This window comes from Stenotrophomonas bentonitica, assembly GCF_013185915.1.
Taxonomy (GTDB): domain Bacteria; phylum Pseudomonadota; class Gammaproteobacteria; order Xanthomonadales; family Xanthomonadaceae; genus Stenotrophomonas; species Stenotrophomonas bentonitica.
Genome location: NZ_JAAZUH010000001.1, coordinates 1,191,324 through 1,209,475 on the forward strand (window position 1 = coordinate 1,191,324; position 18,152 = coordinate 1,209,475).

General features: G+C 66.9%; 18 protein-coding genes. 6 read left to right on the top strand and 12 right to left on the bottom strand.

Going from position 1 to position 18,152, the window contains the following annotated elements; translation table 11 throughout:
- Window positions 1-22: 22 nt before the first annotated feature.
- The 4 genes from trxA (at window position 23) to HGB51_RS05320 (ending at window position 4,832) form a co-directional block, all read left to right on the top strand.
- Entirely contained in the window at window positions 23-880 is an 858-nt protein-coding gene (gene trxA, locus HGB51_RS05305) for a thioredoxin (RefSeq protein WP_070208389.1), read from the top strand.
- Between the two features lie 144 nt (window positions 881-1,024).
- Entirely contained in the window at window positions 1,025-2,686 is a 1,662-nt protein-coding gene (locus tag HGB51_RS05310) for a FecR family protein (protein ID WP_256123613.1), read from the top strand.
- Window positions 2,683-4,311 carry a CHASE2 domain-containing protein gene (locus tag HGB51_RS05315; protein WP_070208388.1) on the top strand — a complete coding sequence of 543 codons (1,629 nt, stop codon included), beginning with the start codon at window positions 2,683-2,685 and terminating at the stop codon, window positions 4,309-4,311. The genes HGB51_RS05310 and HGB51_RS05315 overlap by 4 nt, the downstream gene beginning before the upstream one ends.
- 68 nt (window positions 4,312-4,379) lie before the next feature.
- On the top strand, window positions 4,380-4,832 hold the full coding sequence (locus HGB51_RS05320; protein WP_070208387.1) for a DUF4442 domain-containing protein: 453 nt from the start codon (window positions 4,380-4,382) through the stop codon (window positions 4,830-4,832).
- A gap of 63 nt (window positions 4,833-4,895) precedes the next feature.
- Here HGB51_RS05320 and HGB51_RS05325 read toward each other — a convergent pair whose 3' ends face one another.
- Complete coding sequence (locus tag HGB51_RS05325; RefSeq protein ID WP_141739166.1) at window positions 4,896-6,170, bottom strand: hypothetical protein; 1,275 nt, start codon at window positions 6,168-6,170, stop codon at window positions 4,896-4,898.
- A 78-nt stretch (window positions 6,171-6,248) separates the two neighbouring features.
- Between HGB51_RS05325 and HGB51_RS05330 the strand changes: the two genes are divergently transcribed.
- Entirely contained in the window at window positions 6,249-6,926 is a 678-nt protein-coding gene (locus tag HGB51_RS05330; RefSeq protein WP_070208385.1) for a DUF502 domain-containing protein, read from the top strand.
- A gap of 140 nt (window positions 6,927-7,066) precedes the next feature.
- Window positions 7,067-8,983, top strand: a complete 1,917-nt coding sequence (locus HGB51_RS05335) for a DUF885 domain-containing protein (protein WP_070208384.1) — start codon at window positions 7,067-7,069, stop codon at window positions 8,981-8,983.
- Window positions 8,984-9,036: 53 nt separating this feature from the next.
- On the opposite strand, the gene HGB51_RS05340 is transcribed toward HGB51_RS05335, so the two are convergent.
- From HGB51_RS05340 to HGB51_RS05390, 11 genes are all read right to left on the bottom strand, one after another.
- Window positions 9,037-9,333, bottom strand: a complete 297-nt coding sequence (locus HGB51_RS05340) for a hypothetical protein (protein ID WP_141739165.1) — start codon at window positions 9,331-9,333, stop codon at window positions 9,037-9,039.
- The gene (locus HGB51_RS05345; RefSeq protein WP_141739164.1) at window positions 9,333-10,019 is read right to left on the bottom strand and encodes a hypothetical protein; all 687 of its coding nucleotides are present in this window, start codon (window positions 10,017-10,019) and stop codon (window positions 9,333-9,335) included. Before HGB51_RS05345 ends, HGB51_RS05340 begins: the two co-directional genes overlap by 1 nt.
- On the bottom strand, window positions 10,003-10,542 hold the full coding sequence (locus tag HGB51_RS05350; RefSeq protein ID WP_070208381.1) for a hypothetical protein: 540 nt from the start codon (window positions 10,540-10,542) through the stop codon (window positions 10,003-10,005). Before HGB51_RS05350 ends, HGB51_RS05345 begins: the two co-directional genes overlap by 17 nt.
- A 4-nt stretch (window positions 10,543-10,546) precedes the next feature.
- Window positions 10,547-11,380, bottom strand: a complete 834-nt coding sequence (gene sctJ, locus HGB51_RS05355; protein WP_084739018.1) for a type III secretion system inner membrane ring lipoprotein SctJ — start codon at window positions 11,378-11,380, stop codon at window positions 10,547-10,549.
- Complete coding sequence (gene sctI, locus HGB51_RS05360; protein WP_070208379.1) at window positions 11,377-11,664, bottom strand: type III secretion system inner rod subunit SctI; 288 nt, start codon at window positions 11,662-11,664, stop codon at window positions 11,377-11,379. Before sctI ends, sctJ begins: the two co-directional genes overlap by 4 nt.
- Before the next feature lie 71 nt (window positions 11,665-11,735).
- Window positions 11,736-12,059 carry an EscF/YscF/HrpA family type III secretion system needle major subunit gene (locus tag HGB51_RS05365; RefSeq protein WP_246233407.1) on the bottom strand — a complete coding sequence of 108 codons (324 nt, stop codon included), beginning with the start codon at window positions 12,057-12,059 and terminating at the stop codon, window positions 11,736-11,738.
- A gap of 27 nt (window positions 12,060-12,086) precedes the next feature.
- On the bottom strand, window positions 12,087-13,265 hold the full coding sequence (locus tag HGB51_RS05370) for a PrgH/EprH family type III secretion apparatus protein (RefSeq protein ID WP_070208378.1): 1,179 nt from the start codon (window positions 13,263-13,265) through the stop codon (window positions 12,087-12,089).
- A 336-nt stretch (window positions 13,266-13,601) separates the two neighbouring features.
- Window positions 13,602-13,979 (bottom strand): hypothetical protein, encoded by a 378-nt coding sequence (locus HGB51_RS05375; protein WP_171966750.1) that lies wholly within the window; start codon window positions 13,977-13,979, stop codon window positions 13,602-13,604.
- Window positions 13,980-14,523: 544 nt separating this feature from the next.
- Entirely contained in the window at window positions 14,524-15,147 is a 624-nt protein-coding gene (locus HGB51_RS05380; RefSeq protein ID WP_070206851.1) for a lytic transglycosylase domain-containing protein, read from the bottom strand.
- On the bottom strand, window positions 15,135-15,392 hold the full coding sequence (locus tag HGB51_RS05385; protein ID WP_070206852.1) for an acyl carrier protein: 258 nt from the start codon (window positions 15,390-15,392) through the stop codon (window positions 15,135-15,137). The genes HGB51_RS05380 and HGB51_RS05385 overlap by 13 nt, the downstream gene beginning before the upstream one ends.
- Window positions 15,389-18,151 (bottom strand): hypothetical protein, encoded by a 2,763-nt coding sequence (locus HGB51_RS05390; protein ID WP_171966751.1) that lies wholly within the window; start codon window positions 18,149-18,151, stop codon window positions 15,389-15,391. Before HGB51_RS05390 ends, HGB51_RS05385 begins: the two co-directional genes overlap by 4 nt.
- Window position 18,152 lies beyond the last annotated feature (1 nt).

Below are 18,152 nucleotides of genomic sequence, written 5' to 3' on the forward strand. Positions count from 1 at the left end.
ATCTTTACCGTTGAATCCGACCATGAGCGAGCTGTCCTACGTCTTTGACGCCACCACTGAAACCTTCGAAGCGCAGGTCCTGCAGAAGTCCCTGCAGACCCCGGTGCTGGTCGATTTCTGGGCCACCTGGTGCGAGCCCTGCAAGACCCTGGGCCCGATGCTGGAGAAGCTGGCCGGCGAGTACAACGGCGCCTTCGAGCTGGCCAAGGTCGACGTGGACAAGGAGCAGCAGATCGCAGCAGCGTTCCAGATCCGCTCGGTACCGACCGTGTTCCTGGTCAAGGGCGGCCAGATCGTCGACGGCTTCCCCGGTGCGCTGCCGGAAGGCCAGCTGCGCGAGTTCCTGACCCAGCACGGCGTGCTGCCGGCCGAGGCCCCTGCCGAAGCGGCCGCCGAGCCGGCCGCGCTGGACCCGCAGGCACAGGTGGACGTGCTGCGCGCGAGCATCGCCGCCGAGCCGGACAAGGAGGAGCTGAAGCTTGAACTGGCGCTGGCCCTGCTGCAGACCGGCGGCACCGACGAAGCGCGAGCGCTGATCGACGCGCTGCCGGCCAACCTCTCTACCGACGACCGCGCGGTGCGTGCCCGCGCCCGCCTGGACTTCGCCAAGGCGCTGCAGGACGCGCCTGCGGCGGAACAGCTGGAGGCGCGCATCGCGGCCGATGGCAATGACCTGCAGGCCCGCCACCTGCGCGGCGTGCAGCTGCTGCTGGGCGGCCAGGACGAGGCCGCACTGGAACAGTTCCTGGTGATGCTGCAGAAGGACGCCAGCTACAGCGAGGGGCTGCCGCGCAAGCTGCTGATCGACGCCTTCCGGGTGATCGACGATGCCGCGCTGGTCGGTCGTTACCGTCGTTCGATGTCCGCATTGCTGTTCTGAGCGCGACCGGCGTTCAGAATCCCTGCACCGAGCCCGGGCGATAATGTGATCGCGGTCATGGTTTGACCGCGATCCATTCGGGGGGATGCGGTCTGGGCCATGGGGGCCGCACGGCTGAGCCCCTCTGCAAGGGCCCAGATCATCGTGAGTTCGACCCATTGCGCGCGCCTTCGCGCCTGCTTCACCCGCCTGCCGATCCTGCTGGCGTTGCTGCTCTCCGCCTTCCCGCTGCTGGCCCAGGACTGGAACTACCGGGTCCGCCCCGGCGACACCCTGTGGGACCTGGGTGCCCTGTACCTCAAGCCCGGCGTGCCGTGGCAGCAGTTGCAGGCGCACAACCGGATCGCCGACCCCTACCGCCTGCCGCCCGGCACCGCACTGCACTTCCCGATCGCCTGGCTGCAGGTGCAACCGGCCCCGGCCCGGGTGCTGGCAGTTCGCGGCCCGGTGCAGGCGCGCCAGGGTCCGAACGGTGCGCTGCGCGCCGTGGTGGAAGGCGAACTGCTCGGCATCGGCATGCAACTGCTGACCGGCGCCGACGCCAGCGTCACCCTCGCCTTCGCCGACGATTCGCGCCTGCAGCTGCGCGAGCGCTCGCAGCTGCACCTGGACCAGCTCAGCCGCTACGGGCGCACCGGCATGGTCGACACCCGCCTGCGCCTGGAACAGGGCCGCAGCAGCCATCAGGTCACGCCGGCCAAGGGCCCGGCCTCGCGCTACATCATCGACGCGCCCACCGCGACCAGCAGCGTGCGCGGCACCCGCTTCCGGGTCAGCGCCGGTGGCTACGGTCGCGTGGCCGCGACGGAGGTGCTGGAAGGCCGCGTGCAGGTCGGCAACGCGCGTGGCCAGCGCCAGGTCGGGCGCGGCCAGGCCACGCGCAACCGCGCCCTGGCGGCCCGCCCGGAAGCGCCTGAAGCGCTGCTGCCCGCCCCTGCCCTGGCCCTGGAAACGCTGCGTCTGGACACCCTGCCCGCCCAGGTTGCGTGGAAACCAGTAGCGCAAGCCACCCAGTACCGGGTAGAAGTGGTGCGCGCCGACCAACCGGAGATTCTGTTGTTCGCCAGGGACACCGCCGACGCCCAGCTCACCGTGCCCGACCTGCCGCCCGGCCTGTTGCGGCTGCTGGTGCGCGCGGTGAGCGCTGACGGCGTGGAAGGCCTGGACACCGAAGTGGACTTCCAGGTGCACGACCAGCCGTCCGCGCCGTTGACCGTGCGCCCGGTCAATGCCGAGACGGTCGCCAGCCCGCGCCCGCGTTTCCAGTGGAGCCGGGTGGACGGCGCGGCCAGCAGCGTGCTGCAGGTCGCCACCGATCCGCAGTTCCTGCAGCCGCTGCTGGAACAGGAAGGGCGTACCACGCAGCTGCGCGCCAATACCGACCTCGCCCCTGGCGCCTACTTCTGGCGGGTCGCCTCGCGCGATGCCAGCGGCCAGCGCGGCCGCTTCAGCCAGCCGGTGGCGCTGCAGGTCAGCGACGCGCCGGTCGACCCGGCACTGCAACCGCCGCAGGCCGCCAAGGGCCAGCTCACCCTTCGCTGGCAGGCCGGCACGCCCGGCCAGCGCTACCGCGTGCAACTGGACCGCCGCGGCGATTTCGCCTCGCCGCTGCTCGATGCCGAGCGCGATCAACCGGAGGTCAGCCTGAAGCGCCCGTGGCACGGCACCCTGCACGTGCGCGTGCAGTACATCGACGACGACGGTTATGCCGGCCCGTTCTCGCCCGCCCAGCAGGTCACGCTGCCCTGCCGCACCTGCTACGGCGCCGCGGGTGGCGGCGCCTTGTTGCTGCTCCTGCTGCTGTGAGGCCGCTCACGCTCCCCTGGCCCCGGCGCATCGTGCTTGCGGTGCTGGTGGGAGCGTTGGCCGCGCTGGCCAGCTACGCGCAGGTGTTCTGGAAACAGGACGAGGCGATCTTCGACACGTTCGTGGGGTCGTGGGAGTACCCGCCCGATCCGCGCCTGCTGGTGGTGGCGATCGACGACGCCAGCCTGCAGCAGTTGGGGCAGTGGCCGTGGCCGCGCTCCACCCATGCGCGCCTGCTCGACCGCCTGACCGCCGCCGGCAGCCAGCGCGTGGGGCTGGACCTGGTGCTGTCCGAACCGGACCGCCAGGACAGCGCGCAGGACGCCGAACTGGCCGCCGCGATCCGCCGCAATGGAAACGTGGTGCTGCCGGTGCTGGCCGCGCCGTCCAGCGGCCCGCGCATGGCCGAAGAGCTGCTGCCGATTCCGCTGATCGCCGCCAACGCGAGCACGCTCGGCCACAGCGATATCGAAGTGGAGGCCGACGGCGTTGCGCGCGGCCTGTACCTCACCGCCGGGATCGGCTCACCGCACTGGCCGGCATTCGGCCTGGCACTGGCCAACCTGCGCGGCCCCCTGCCGGGCCTGCGCGACCCGGAGGTCGACACGACCTCGCCCTATCAGTGGCACCGCAACCACTACGTGCGGGTGCGCTTCGCCGGCCCGCCCGAGCGGTTCCCGCAGGTGTCCTACGTCGACGTGCTCAACGGCGAGGTCGACCCGACGGTGCTGCGCGACCGCCTGGTGCTGGTCGGCATGACCGCCAGCGGCATCGCCCCGCGCCTGCTCACCCCGACCACGCGCGAGCGCTGGATGAGCGGCACCGAGTACCAGGCCAACGTGGCCTCGATGCTGCTCAGCGGCAAGGTCATCAACGTGCTGGCGCCGCCGTGGCAGGCCGTGCTGAGCGCGCTGCTGGTGGCCTTGTGCGCACTCGGCCTGACCCTGCCGCGTGCGCTGCTGTGCGCGGTGCTGGCGTTGCCGCTGACCCTGTTGGGCAGCTTCGTGTTGCTGCGTGTTGGCCAGGTCTGGTTTGCGCCGGCCGCCGCGCTCGGCTGCATGCTGGCGGTGATCTGCGCCTGGGTGCTGTGGCGGATCAGCGCCTGGCGCCGACAGGCCAACAGTGACGCGCTGACCGGCCTGGGCAACCGCCTGCGCTTCGAACAGACCCTGCAGCAGGAACACGACGCCGGCCGCCGCAGTGGCCGCCCGCTGACCCTGGTGCTGATCGACGTGGATCATTTCAAACAGCACAACGACCGCCATGGCCACCACGCCGGCGACGCGGTACTGCGCCGCATCGCCGCCGAGATCCGCGCCCACGCCCGCCGCCCGCGCGACATGGCCGCGCGTTTCGGCGGCGACGAATTCGCCCTGATCCTGCCGGACACCACCTCCGAAGGCGCCGTGCAGGTCATCCAGGACCTGATTGCCTCGGTACGCGCCATGTCGCTGTCGCTCGGCGACGGCCACGACGCCCAGATCACCCTGAGCGTCGGCCTGTTCACCCGTGTCCCCAGCGCCATCACCGAACCGCGCCACTACTTCGAAGGCGCCGACGCCGCCCTGTACCGCGCCAAGGCCGCCGGCCGCGACGGTTACGCAGCGGAAGAACCCGGGCTGTAACGCGCCGACATCGAACCATACGCCAACGAATGGTAAGCTTCGGGGCATCTCTCCTGCCCCAGTCCGTCATGAAAGCCAGCCTGTTCCGCCACGGCATCAACCTGTGGCCGCCCTTCCTCTTCGCCGGCATCCACGTGACCGAGGTCAGTGCCGATTACCGGTATGTCCGGGTTGAGCTGCGCATGCGGCCGTGGAACAGAAACTACGTGGGCACGCATTTTGGCGGCAGCCTGTTTGCGATGACCGACCCGTTCTGGATGCTGACGGTGATGCAGAACCTGGGCAGCGATTACTACGTGTGGGATCGGGCCGGGGAGATCGAGTTTCTGAAACCCGGCCGCGGCACGGTCACCGCCGAGTTCCGGCTGGACGATGCGATCCTGGACGAGCTGCGCGCGGCTACCGCAAGTGGCGAGAAGTACCTCCACTGGTTCAGCAACGATGTGGTGGATGAGAAGGGCGAAGTGGTGGCCCGCGTGCGCAAGCAGGTTTACCTGAGGCTGAAGCCGAAAGCCCGGTAGCGACACGCCATGCGTGTCCCACGTAGCGTCCAGGCACCACGTGTAGACACGTCTGGCGTGCCGTTACCAGCCTCTGGGTAACGGAGCGCTGATTTCCGGTCCGCTGCCGTCGCGGGGTTTGCCCAGCCGGGGTACGCGCACGCGTGTGCCGTCTTCGCTGATGCGAAGCGGGCGTTGCGCGCTGGCGAAACCTTCGGGCACGGCCTTCAATACCTCGGACGCCTCGCCTTGCGGCTGCCCACGCAGCCACAGCATCGCGCCTGCCATGCGCAGCTGCGCGCCAACATCCTGCATGCGCTGCGGGTACTCGTCGTACGCAGGCCCGGCAATATCTACCAGTACGCAACCGACCGCATTGGCCGCGCAGTGCCACGTCCACACCGGAGGCGGTGGCGGCAGTATCACCCGGCGGTCGTCGCGGATCTGGGCCTGCACGTCGTCAGCACAAGTGCGCGACAGCAACCACGCGCTGCGCGCCAGCGTCTTGCGCTGATTCAGGAACAGCTGCTGCCCGGGCGGCACCGCCGACATCGCAGCCTGCTGGAATGCAAATTCACCCCGCATCGCATGGCACAGATTCAACTCCGCCAGTTGCGGCGGAGCAAACGCCTGCGTGCACCCGGTGGGCACTTCTACCTCGGCCGGCAGTTCAGCCAGGATGTCGGTGAACAGCTGGGCACCGCGCGAGGCCCATGCGCCACCGACCATGGACACCACCAAGGTATCGCCTTCGGCCATCAGCATGCGCGCGCTCGATACGTCCCGGCACAATCCCGCCAGGGCGGCTTCACTCTCGCCCTGCACATGCAGCAACGCATGCGCCGAGAGGCGGTCAAACAGCAGCCCCAGGGCCGGGAACGGCATGCGCGGATCCGGCTCGAACGCACTTCGGTAATAGCGATAGCGGGAGATCTCTGCAATCCGCGCGTGCAGGCCTTCGTGTCCTGCATGCCCCGCGGCCACCGCATCCGGTACCGCGCGCACCTGCGCCAGGCACGGGTCGGCGTTTCGACACCAGGGCGCCCATTCCGCGCGTGCAAACCGACCCTCAGCGTGGGAGGTCAGCGACGCCGGCTCCTCCGGAACTGCCTGGAAACGCTGCACATCGTCCGCCAGCAGCGCATCACGCGCTGACGCATCGATCCCGTCGTACGGCAGCAGCCATACGGCTGCGAATGCGTTGTCGTTGGCCGGCCGAGGGGCCGCCGGTGTTTCCATGGCGTCCAGCGCCGCGCGCTCGGCCGCCGGAATCGGCAACGCCCACGAAATGCCCAGCACCAGCAGCATCACTACCCCCAGCCCCAGCAGCAGCGCCCCGATCCATTTCAATACGGTCAACACAGCATTCCCCCATCAAGCCGCATCCTGCGGCGCCCGGCAGGGTAAACCGGCCCGCCGCCCCGCTACAATGCGCCGATGTCGACCGAAGCCCCCCACCTCGTTCCGCGCCCTTCCCTGCAGCGCCTGTTCCTGACCGGCCTGCTCACCCTGCTGCCGATCTGGTTGACCTGGGTGGTCATCAAGTTCGTGTTCGTGCTGCTCTCGGGCATCAGCAGCCCGCTGGTCGTGCCGCTGTCGGCGCAGATCGCCGCCTCGTTCCCGCACTACCTCGGCTGGATCCGGGTCGAGTGGATGCAGAACGTGATCGGCCTGCTCGCCACCCTTCTGGTCATCCTGAGCGTGGGCGTGCTGAGCCGGCGCGTGATCGGCCAGCGCCTGCTGCGCTGGTTCGGCGCGGTGATCAAGCGCATTCCGCTGGCCAGCATCATCTATGAAAGCGCCAAGAAGCTGCTGGACATGCTGCAGACCGAGCCGGGCACCACCCAGCGCGTGGTGCTGATCGACTTCCCGCACCGGGACATGAAGGCGGTGGGGCTGGTGACCCGGGTGATCCGTGAACAGGGCACCGGGCGCGAGCTGGCGGCAGTGTATGTGCCGACCACGCCGAATCCGACCTCGGGGTATCTGGAAATCGTGCCGGTGGAGCTGCTGACCCCGACCGACTGGACCGTGGACCAGGCGATGAGTTTCATTATTTCCGGCGGGGCGGTGGCGCCTGAGAGCGTGCCGTTCACGCGGGCTGGGGAACGCTGATCGCGTAAAGGTTTCGTTATTTTTTTGCGTGGGACACGCGTGGCGTGTCGCTACGCTGTACAGCCGCCCCGGCAGCGCTGGTCTGGGGCGGGCTGATCAGGCAAGCTCCCGGGTCTGTATAGGATTTACGGAAGCGTTCCATGCCTTACCCCGCCCGTGCCTTGGCGCTTGCCATCGCCTCGCTGCTGGTCTTCAGCGCCGCCGCGCCCGCCGAGGCCGCCAAGAAGAAGGCCAACCGCCCGGCTGCCGCGCAGACCCGGCAGGCCAAGCCGAAGGCCAAGCCGCGCGCCCGGCCCGCCGCCGCACCCGCGCGCCAGCCGCTGGTGCGCCAGCAGAGCAAGGCCGCCCAGCTCGAACGCATCTACGACGAGTACTGGGACGCCTCGATGCGGCTCAACCCGCTGCAGGCCACCTTCCAGGGCGACAGCCGCCACAACGACCAGCTGCCCAACATCCTCTCCGCCGCGTACCGCCAGCAGTCGCATGACTTCACCCAGGAATGGCTGGGCAAGGTCGAGAAGATCGGCCCGGACGGCCTGACCGGCCAGGACCTGCTGAGCTACCAGATCTTCGTGCGCGACGCGCGCATGTCATTGGCCGCCGAAAAGTACCCGGCCTGGATGCTGCCGGTCAGCCAGTACTACAACCTGGGCAGCATCATGGCGATCCTTGGCTCCGGCTCGGGTGCGCAGCCCTTCAACACCGTGCAGGACTACGACACCTGGTCGAAGCGCTCGGTGGGCATTCCGCCGCTGTTCGACCAGGCCATCGCCAATATGCGCGAAGGCATGCGCGCCGGGGTGGTGCAGCCGCGCGACCTGATGGAAAAAGTGCTGCCACAGCTGGATGCGGTACTCAAGCCAACCGCTGAAGAGACTATCTTCTGGGCGCCGATCCGAAACATGCCGGACGACTTCTCTGCGGCAGACAAGGCGCGCATCACCGCCGAGTACAAGCGGATGATCGAATTCCGCCTGATGCCGGCCTACCGCGCGCTGCGGGGCTTCATCGCCACCGAATACCTGCCGGCCACCCGCCGCACCGACGGCCTGTCGGCGCTGCCCAACGGCCAGGCCTGGTACGCCCAGAACATCGTGCAGACCACCGCCAGCACGCTCACCCCGCAGCAGATCCATACGCTGGCCGAACAGCGCGTGGCCAGCCTGCAGGAGCAGATCGCAGCGGTGATGAAGGAAAACCGCATCCGCGGTTCGCAGCCGAAGTTGATGCGCAGCATGCGCACCGACAAGAACTTCCAGTACAACACGCCCGACGCGCTGCTGATGCGCTACAAGCAGCTGCAGCAGCAGGTCAACACGCGCCTGCCCGCCCTGCTGGACACCCAGCCCAAGGCGCGGCTGGAAGTGCGCCCGGTCGAGCCGGATCGCGCGGCCAGCGCCGCCGCAGTGAGCTACCAGCCGGCGCTGCCCGATGGCATGCGTCCGGCCGTGCTGTACGTGAACACCAATGCCCTACCCAGCCGCCGCACCTGGTCGGCACCGGCGCAGTACCTGCATGAAGGCATTCCCGGCCACCACGTGCAGCTGGGCCTGCAGCAGGAACTGGACAAGCTGCCGCGCTTCCGCCGCCTTGGTGGCGACATCGCGTTCGTGGAAGGCTGGGGCCTGTATGCCGAGTCGCTGGGCGACGAACTGGGCGTGTACCAGGATCCGTACGCACGGATCGGTTACCTGCAGGGCGCGCTGACCCGCAGTGCGCGCATGGTCGCCGACACCGGCGTGCATGCGCAGGGCTGGAGCAAGAAGCAGGCAGTGGACTACCTGGTCAAGACCGCCGACCTGCCGGTGGAAGACGCCACTGCCGAAGTCGAGCGCTTCATGGCCCTGCCCGGCCAGACCCTGGCCAACGGCTTGGGCGAACTGAAGATGATGGAGCTGCGCGACAAGGCCAAGGTTGCACAGGGAGCCGCCTTCGACCCGCGCCGCTTCCACGCCGAAGTGCTGCGCGATGGTTCGATGCCGCTGGATATCCTGCAGGCCAAGATAGAACGCTGGATCGCGGCACCGGGCGCCGGCGCTACGGCACCTACGCCCTGAAACGAACTGCGGGCCGCATCATGCGGCCCGCTTCGTATCTGCCGTACCGGACGTCAATACTCGTCAGGCTTCGGCATCATTTCGTCGTCGCCGAAAATCATCTTCTGGGTGAACTCGGTGATCCACCAGTGCACGGCCATCTGCCGGGTCAGTTCCGCGATGTCCGGCGGAATGGGCTTGGTTTCAAACTTGGGGTCATCCGGCGTCGGCTTGGTTTCCTGCTCGGATTCCTCCGGCTTGGTCGACGCCGCATCGATCGCGGCCCGCAGGCGCCGCATCAGGTTCTCCTGCTCGGCCTGCGGGCGGTCCGGGTTGAAGGGCACGGTTGCGCCCAACGGTTCAATAAACATCATTCCACTCCATGCACGGGTTGGGGAAACGGCAATCGCTTGAGCCGGGCATCGATGCCGGCGGCATAGTCACGGGCGCGCTGGCGCGCGGCCGCGTCCAGTGCGTCGGCATCCACGCTGGCCTCCACGGCGGCGGTGATCGCACCCACTGGATCCAGTTCAAACAGCAACGGGCCCGCTTTCAGCATCGGCAGTGCCGAGCGCGCGGAGAGCAGCTGCAGTGCCGGTGCGTCCGGCTTCTGCGCAAGCTGCGCACGCACCGCCTCGCCCAGCTCTGGCATCTGCTCGGGCACGTACAGGACCAGGCCAGTATCGGCGTTGCCCAGCAGCTGTTCGCAGCGCTGCACCACCAGCGCCGCATCTACGCCCTCGGCAGCCAAGCTGGCCGCGATCACCTCACGCACCTGGCCCAGCACCGCCTCGCGCACCGCCTGCACATTGCCCAGCGCGGCGGCCAGCAGCGGCACCGCCTCACTGATGGCATCGGCATAGCCCTGGCCGAAGCCGGCCAGGCGGGCCTCGGTGGTGGCCGCATCGACCTGCCCGGGCAACGCGCCCAGCACGTCGGAGGCGCGACGGCGCGCCGCCGATTCCAGCTGGTCGGCGCGAGCCGCCTGGCCGAGTGCGCTGGGTGCGATCACACCGCCCTGGGCATGCGCCAGGACGTGCTCAGGAAAGCTTTTCAACATAGGTCACCGCCGTCCAGAAAAGGTCCAGGTCGGCGCGCTCGCCGGTGGGCGGGCGCGCGGGGTCTGCCGGGGCCGACGCGAACGGCAGGCTCAGCCTGGCCGAGAGCCAGCTTGGCAACTGCGGCGCAAGTGCCTGCACTTCGGCACCGCCCCACAGCAGCAGGGTGTCGGCGAGGTCGGCATCGGTGTGTGCTGGCACCACGCTGGCGGGTTGCGATGCATGACCGGCGCGCATGAACGCGTGCAACGTCGGCGGCAACGCCGCGCAGCCGCGTTGCGAGGGCAACCAGTCGCGCAGCCGCGCCGCCGCCATCAGGCTGGCCACCTGCGGCAGGCGCGGCCACAGGCCGATCAACCGCCGCGGCAGCAGTTCCGGCGGCGGTGCCAGCGACGTCGGCATCGGCAGGCGTCGCTGGCGGATCAGCGCGCCGTTCAACCAGCGCTGCTGCTCGTGGTTGGCATTGGCATACAGCGCCTGCCACGGCCGGTAGTAGGCGGCCGGCGCGTAGGCGATGCGCATGGCGTCATGCACCACGCCAGCGCCTCCAGCCGGTGGGGCCTTCGCGTCGGGCGGTGGCACGCTGCCAGAGGCCGCGCACGCGGGTGCCGACCGCGGGCACCAGCCGCACCAGCACCCAACCGCCCAGCACCAGCAGCACCGCCCCGAAGGCACACAGCAGCATCAGCGCCAGCGGCAGGCTGCGTTCGCTGCCGGTGGTCACCGCCAACGTGCGTGGGCCCTCCACCTCGGTCAGGATCACAGAGACGTTGTCGTACTCGATGCCGTCGAAGGTATTGCGCAGGAAGCGCTTCACCGATTGCAGCAGCACTTCCGCGTCGATCCCGGGATCGTGCGCGATCACCGCCGCCACATGCATGCGGCGACGTTCGATGCGGCGGCCTTCGGTACCCAGGTTTGCGTCGTAGTTCAGGTGCACGCGGCTGGACTGCACGCCGTCGAGCAGCGCCAGCGATTCTTCCAGGCGCTGTTCCACCGCGGATATCAGCCGCGCGCGCTCGCCCAGCGGCGTGCTGACCAGCGAGTCGGCCGGGAACGCGGCGGCCACCTGGCTGCGCGGTGCCGACGGCAGGTCATTGCGCTGCATCAGCTCGATCGACTCGGGCAGGTCACGCGGGGCCACCTGTACCTGGTAACCGCCCTTTCCCGCGTTGAGTTTCTCGGCATTGATGTTATGCCGCAGCAGCACGGCGATGACTTCATTGGCCTGGCGCTCGTCCAGGTTTTCCAGCAGTGGCTTGCGCGCGCAGCCAACCAACAGCAGCACCGCAAGCAGGGGCAGCACCACGCGCCACCGGCACAGGCGGCGCGCAGCGGCCGTGAAAGACGGCATGTTCATGACTTGAGCAGCGTCTCCACGGTCTTGTTGGCGTGGTTGGCCAGGCCGGCCGCCACGATCATGCGTTTGGTGTAGTCGGCCAGGTTCAGCTGCAGCTCGATCAGTGCGGCCGGGCTGGTGGCGGTGTCGGCGTTGCTGCTGGCTGCCTGGATCCGGCCCAGGTCCTCGCCGGCGCTGACATAGCTGTTGGCCAGGGCATGGCTCATGCGATCCGACAACGTCATGGTGCCGCCAGCGGCGTCGCCACCCACGTTGAGTTCGGTCGCGATCTGGGTCACTTGCATGGGGGTATCTCCTGCGGGGGTTCCGCCTGCGGTCCGGGTACCGGCAGCAGCGCTGCCGGTACCGGCGTTCATCAACCCAGGTTGCGGGCGTTCTGCTTCTGCATGTCCGACAGCCTCTTGGCCGAGTTGGACTGCAGGGTTCGGTAGGTGGTGTAGCCGGACAGCGCGGTCTGGTAGTCGGCCAGGAAGGCCGGGTTGGTGGGGTCGCCACCCTTGCCGTCCTTGTCCCCTGCCAGCGCGGCGAAGGCTGCGTCGAGTTCCACCTTCAGCTTCTCCACGCCCTTGTCGAAACGATCGCTGTGATCACCCAGCCAGCCCCAGGACTTGGTCGGGTCCGGCTTGTCGCCATCGAACTCGCCACCGACGGGGACAGGATTGATAGTTGCCATGCTCATGTACTTGCTCCAAGAAAAACAGAAAGGTCAACGGCTACCTGCCGTGGAAAACTCCCAGCGACCCTCGCCCACCGAGAGCAGTTGATCCTGGGAATACTGGTAGGAACGGCCCTTCAACAGGTCGTCCCACAAACGGATACTGATGCGCACGCGGCGCTCACCCCACTGCTGCACGAAGTCGTCGCGGTAGCGCGCCATGGCGTGCAGTGAGGCGTCATCAAGAAACACGTCGTTGGAAATGCTGGCGCGACCTGCCTGGCCGCCGGCACGGGTGCTGATGCCGCGCGCGCGCAGCTCGGCGCGTGCCATCGACACCAGTTCGCCGTCGCCGACCGAGCGTACGTCGATCTCCGCCGCGTACGGCATCTGCGGCGCCAGCAGCGCCTGCACCTGGCGGCGGCGCTCCACGTCGTTCATGCCCAGCGCAGTGATCACCACTTCCGGGCGCTGCGGGCTGCGCAGGCGTACCACTGCGTAGTCGACGCGGGCGCTGTCCATCACGCTGCCGATGCGCGCGGCTTCCACATGGCGGTCGCGGTACTGGTCCTGCAGGCGCCCGGCGCGCTGGCTGGCGCGCTGTCCCCAGGCCACGGCTTCGGGGTTGTCGGCGAAGGCGTACAGGCGTCCGGTGGCGTCGTGCACCACGGTGTAGTTGTAGGGGGACTTGGCCAGCACCGCTTCCAGCGTGCGCACCTGCGTGGCAGGGCGCTGTGTGTCGTACAGCCACCAGCCGCCGGCGCCCAGCACCACCGCCACCAGTGCGGCAGCGGCCCAGCGGCGCACACCATTCGCGCGGGTCGGTCGATTGATCGGCGGCAGGGTCAGGCCTTCGTCAACGACCACCGGCAGCCGGTGGTCCAGGACTCCCGCCGACCAGGCCTGGTCTTCGGCACGCACCGCCATTGCCAGCCCGGCGACATGCACCACGGCGTTGAGCGGCAGTTCCTTCGGCGACCAGAACTCGGCGCCTTCCGCCCGGACTTCCAGCCGTACTTCATCGTCAGTGAGGTGGATCCGGAACGAGGCCGGGGCCAGGTCGCCGGGGATGTAGAACACGTTGTCGGCGTTGGCCAGCGTGGTCCCCAGCTGCCCTTGGTGCAGGGTGCGGGCCGGGCCGACATGGAAAATGGTGTCGCCGGGGGAGAGCGTGAATTCCACGCCATCGAGCTGGCCGGAAAGCAGTTTCAACTTGTGCGCGGGGAGCATGGGAGTCCGGGGAAAGCGGGAGCGGGAAGGCCGCTGCACAAGGCATTGCGGCGACGACGCGCAGACTGACAGCTCCCCCGGAGCCCCTCCATGAAATATCTTTCAATGTCCGATTACTACGTTTTCTTGTAGTCAGTGCACGCCGCGATACAACGCCGTGACCTTCTCGACATAGTGTCGGGTTTCGCTGAACGGTGGCACGCGGTTGCCGTGGCGTTGTACGCGGCCAGCATCACGGTCAAGCCGCTGTCGCATCTCCCTTGGAAAAGGAAACTTCGGTCCCGCACCCATTCACTGCACTTCCTTGCGCCCCGGCACGCGGCGCCGAGCTCGCGCTCAAGAAGTACCAGGCGACACTTCAGCTCCATCAGCGCTGGGCAAAGGCAAGCCCCACTTTAGATACTCAGGAATACCCATTAGTGCAAAAATCGCCGAATCTACGTAAGACCATGTTCCGATCTCCAAGCACATGGCAATACGCCGCTCCGTCTCATCCGCAAGATTTTCCTTGATGAGCGAGTAAACCTGAACGTCTTTGGCTTCAGGGGAATTTAGTATCGGCGCGAGCCGAGGCCTTCTTTCTTCAATACTACCTGCAATGGGCCTAGTCAGCAGCGCTCGCGCCATTCCATCCATGAGTCTTTGGCTACCAATTCTGGCATTACACTGCTCTACGCGCTTCTGAGCCTCCCTCAACACCTTAGTGAACTTCACTGTCTTACCGCCAGTGCAGGCGCCGACAGGTGCGGTAGGACAACGACCTGCACGAACCCCCGCCCTGTAGATTGTCGCCTCCAGTTCGTCACGACACTTCTGCAACAGCGGGTCGTCCGGTGACGTCTTTAGAAGCTCCAGTAGCGATGCATAAGTAGCGCCGGAAACGAAAAAGCGTTGCAACGCAGGCGCACCAAGGCGGTCCTCACTGTTTGGGGCCATCCACCGCAGTGTTTTGCTGATCGCATCACTCTCTCTACGGGACGATGCTGGCCGGGGCTTTGCAAAAATGTCATAGCAAACACTCAAAGCATGCCCCGATGCTTGACGATTCCAAACTCCCTCCGCACTCATGTGACAGTAAGTGAAGGTCGGTGCTGGAGAATTGCGGATACTGTCCAGGCGAATGCTGTTGAGTGTCTGCTGCAGACTGAACGGTGGCGGCTGGACGGGCCGCGAAGGCGCGACTTTGATGCTTGGCGTTGTCGGCATGAGTTACTTCCCTCGAAGTGCTTGAGTCAGGATTCAGGCATTTTTGGTTTGATCACCGCAGCAAACCGCTGTACAGCTTGGTTACTTTCTCTACGTAGTGGCGAGTTTCATTGAACGGAGGTACGCGATTTCCGTAGCGCTGCACAGCACCCTCGCCAGCGTTATAGGCGGCCAGCATCAGGTTCAGGTCACCGTTGAAGCGACGGTGCAGCCAGACCAGGTAGGCGGTGCCCGCCCGCAGGTTCTGCAGAGGATCAAGCAGGTCGCTGGCGCCGAAGCGCTTGCCGGTCGCCGGGATGACCTGCATCAGGCCAAGCGCTCCCGCGTGGGACCGGGCGTGGTGGTTGTAGGCGGACTCGACGCGGACGATGGCATGCAGCAGGCGCGCGTCCACGCCGTGTTCGGCGGCCACCTGTTCGATCATCGGATTCCAGCGCGAGGCCGCCTTGGGCATGGCGGAAGGCGCGACGGCCTTCGCCGTCGGGATGCGTGTCACGGGTTTGGGTGCTGCGGGTACGAAGGGACGATGCGGATCAAACGCCGCTGCCCCCGCGAGGGGGGCATCGGAGACCTGCAGTTTTCCATGGCGGTCCAGGCTGGCGAACAGCGGGCTGGCCGCGGCCGGCGTGGTGATGGCGAGCAGCGCCACCACCAGCCCTGCTTTCAGGCCGACCATGGCGGTGCGTCCGGACCGACCATCGCCCGATACAGGTCAGCCAGGGTGACCACGTCGCGCAGGGCTTCTGCGTCCGGCAGTGTTCCACCGGCCTCCTCGATCTGGATCAACAGCGCGTGCATTTCCAGCGAGTCGATCTCCAGGTCTTCGACCAGGCGCTGCTGCGAGCCTATCTCCTCCAACGGCCGCCCAAGATGGGCGGCCGTCAGACGGCGGAGGTCCTGCAGGTTCAACTCGGTGTTCACAGCGCCGACCGCAACTGACGAGGACTCATCTGCTTGAGCTCGGCAATCACGTCGCCCATCTGCACCTTCGCCGTGCGTACCTTCAGCTCAACGGGCGCACGGTCCGCGACACGGTCGACCCGCTGGGGCTCCCAGTCCGCGTTCGACGGAACAAGGGGCGACTCATTGCCGGAGTCAGCGCTCTCCCCCGCACCACTATCGCTGTCCGAGAAGTACTCGACCTCATCGTCAAATCGGACATGACGTTCTACAGTGCCTCGCGGAGAGCGCGAGTCAGCGACGATCCGGTCACGAAGCGGGTCCGGGCGGCTGCCAGTCGAACTGACACTGGCCAGCGAATCGGAACGATTGCGTACCGTTGTCGTCGTGGCAGAGGAACCCGGCGGCCAAGAGATGGAGCGAGCCAGCGCCGCCAGCGGCGATGGGATGCCCGCAGGCGCTCCGCGCTCCAGGTTTTTCCCGGTCACCGAAACAATAGGCGGAGAGGAAAGCTCCTTCTGACCTCCTGCGAGGACCCGTTGGGCATTGGACACTATGTCTCGGGCGCGCTCGGGCGGCGACATAAGGGGCGGAGTCTGCGGTGCCATCATGCGGGTTTCGCTGACTTCAATACCCTCGTCGTCGCGATCAGACTCAGGATGCTCCGCATCCGACAGCCTGTTCAGAGAATCAAGCACGGCGGCTTGCCTGGCTGCATCGCTGACAGGCGACGACGGCGGCGAACGCAGCGGCGTCGACGTCACATCAGGCGCAAGCGGATCGATCCGCAGCTCATCGCGTCCCAACCACTGCGGACCGGAGAGCAACCTCGCAAGCCGATCGAGCTCCGCGGACCGCGGAACGGCGTCCGACACAGGCTTGGGGCGGAAGTCCACGTTGCCGGGCCGGTCATTCCTGCCTGCCTCGCCTTGGGCAACCTTCAGCTTCCGGGCGGCAAGGTACTGCTTCAGATCGACTGCCGACAGCGTCCGGTTCGGCCGGGTAGCAGCCGCCTCGGAACTGTTGAACAGGGCGCGCGGCCCTACCGGCTGGTAGGGATCCTCAGGCGTTCCGGCGGGTGCGATGTCGAGTGCCGCGAGGTAGTTGAGCCATTCCCGATCCACTTCGTCGGTAGCACCCCGCGCGCCGGCTCCATTGAACCGGGTCGTTCTATCAAGCTTGATTCTGCTGGAGGTGTTGGCATCGGTATCGCGCTTGGTGCGCTGCAGATCGTCGTCGCCCTTCTGCTGAAGGTTGCGTTCAGAGCGGGTCAGATCGAGGTGGTCGCCACCGGTCGGCCGCTTCGGGTCGGTCGGCTGCGTCGGCGGCGACGAGCGGCCGTCCGTCTCATCTTCCGATCCAGGCGGAGTGCGACGTGTCCCATCGTTGCCATTGCCGCTTCCGCGCTGCAACAAGCTCTCTGCACGATCATCCTGGCGGATGATCTTCTGCGTGCTGTCATTCGATCCCTGCTGGTTTCGCTCAGCGACGTCGACTCGCCGGGGCGAGGGAGTGCCAAGATCGTAAAGCGACCCAAGGTCGATTCTCTGAGTGGATAGGGTCGCGTGGTGCTCCCGCAGCGTGTGACCATCAAGGTCATTTCGTGGGTCAGTGCCCCTGCTCTCAGATTCTGTTCGACTCACGATGTTCCGAAGGCGCGCATTGTCCTCCAGCAGTTTGGCAATGAGGTCCGACTGTGACCGAAGCCGCTCCTGGGTCGCGCCCAGCCGCTGGCCGATACGGTGCGCATCCTTGACCAGGTTTCGCACCTCCTTCAGCGGAAGCGACCGGTCGCGCTCCATGAACTTGACCAGATCGCCGAGTTCGTTGACCACCTTCACGGGGGTGTGGACGTTGGTGTAATTCACGGGCGCGCCGGCATCCGCGAAGTTCCGCGGCAGGTCCGGCCGAGCAGGCGCGTTGACATCCGCCGGATCAGCGGGTGACTCGCCCGCCTGCCCCTTTTGTCCGGGCACGATGTACTCGGCCGTCTTCAGAAGATCCAGAACGGCACCGCTGAACGACTCGGCGCCTCCCGTTCCGATGTGTGATATCAGCCCGGCTTCCAGCTTGTGTGCGGCGGTGGACACGATCACGTCGAGCAGCTTCTTTGCGCCATCGGGCTCCTGGAAGGCTTCCACCAGATGCGGCTGCCGTTCCGTGAGGCTCTGTAGGATGGAATTGGGAAGAATGGACTGCGCGACACCGCGCAGTAATTCTTCCGATCCCACCTCGCCTGCGCACTTGACCATCAGCTGCTTGCCGGCTTCCACCGCATCGCACACTTTCCCGGTGTACTTGTTCCTGGCCGCGTCCGGGATGCCTTTGCACTCGCCCATCCGGATTCCGATGGTCACAAGGTTCTTGTCGAACTTGTCCAACAGCGGCGCCAGGCGCTCCGCATCCGCGCCTTCGCGCAGCAGCTCCACAATAGCGGCGCGCACCGCACCAAACGTCGTCAGGTACTCCACCAGCACAGGACCCAGCTGTTCTGCACTCTTCGTGCCGAGCAGGTCGATCCCCTTTTCGATGGATATCTGATCATCGCTGGACAGCGTTGCCTTGCCCGCCTCCATGACGCTGCGCGACACGCTCATTGCATCCGCATAGGCCATGCGTTCATGCATTCCGCGCGCATGAGTCATCCGGCAACGGGCCGGGCCCGCTCCATTTCTGACGTCGTTTAGCACCATCCGGCTGAGCATGGCGCGCAGTACGGGGTTTGACGCGGGGCGAACAGCAGCGGATGCGCCTGACAGCGCGTTGGAAATACCGGGCATA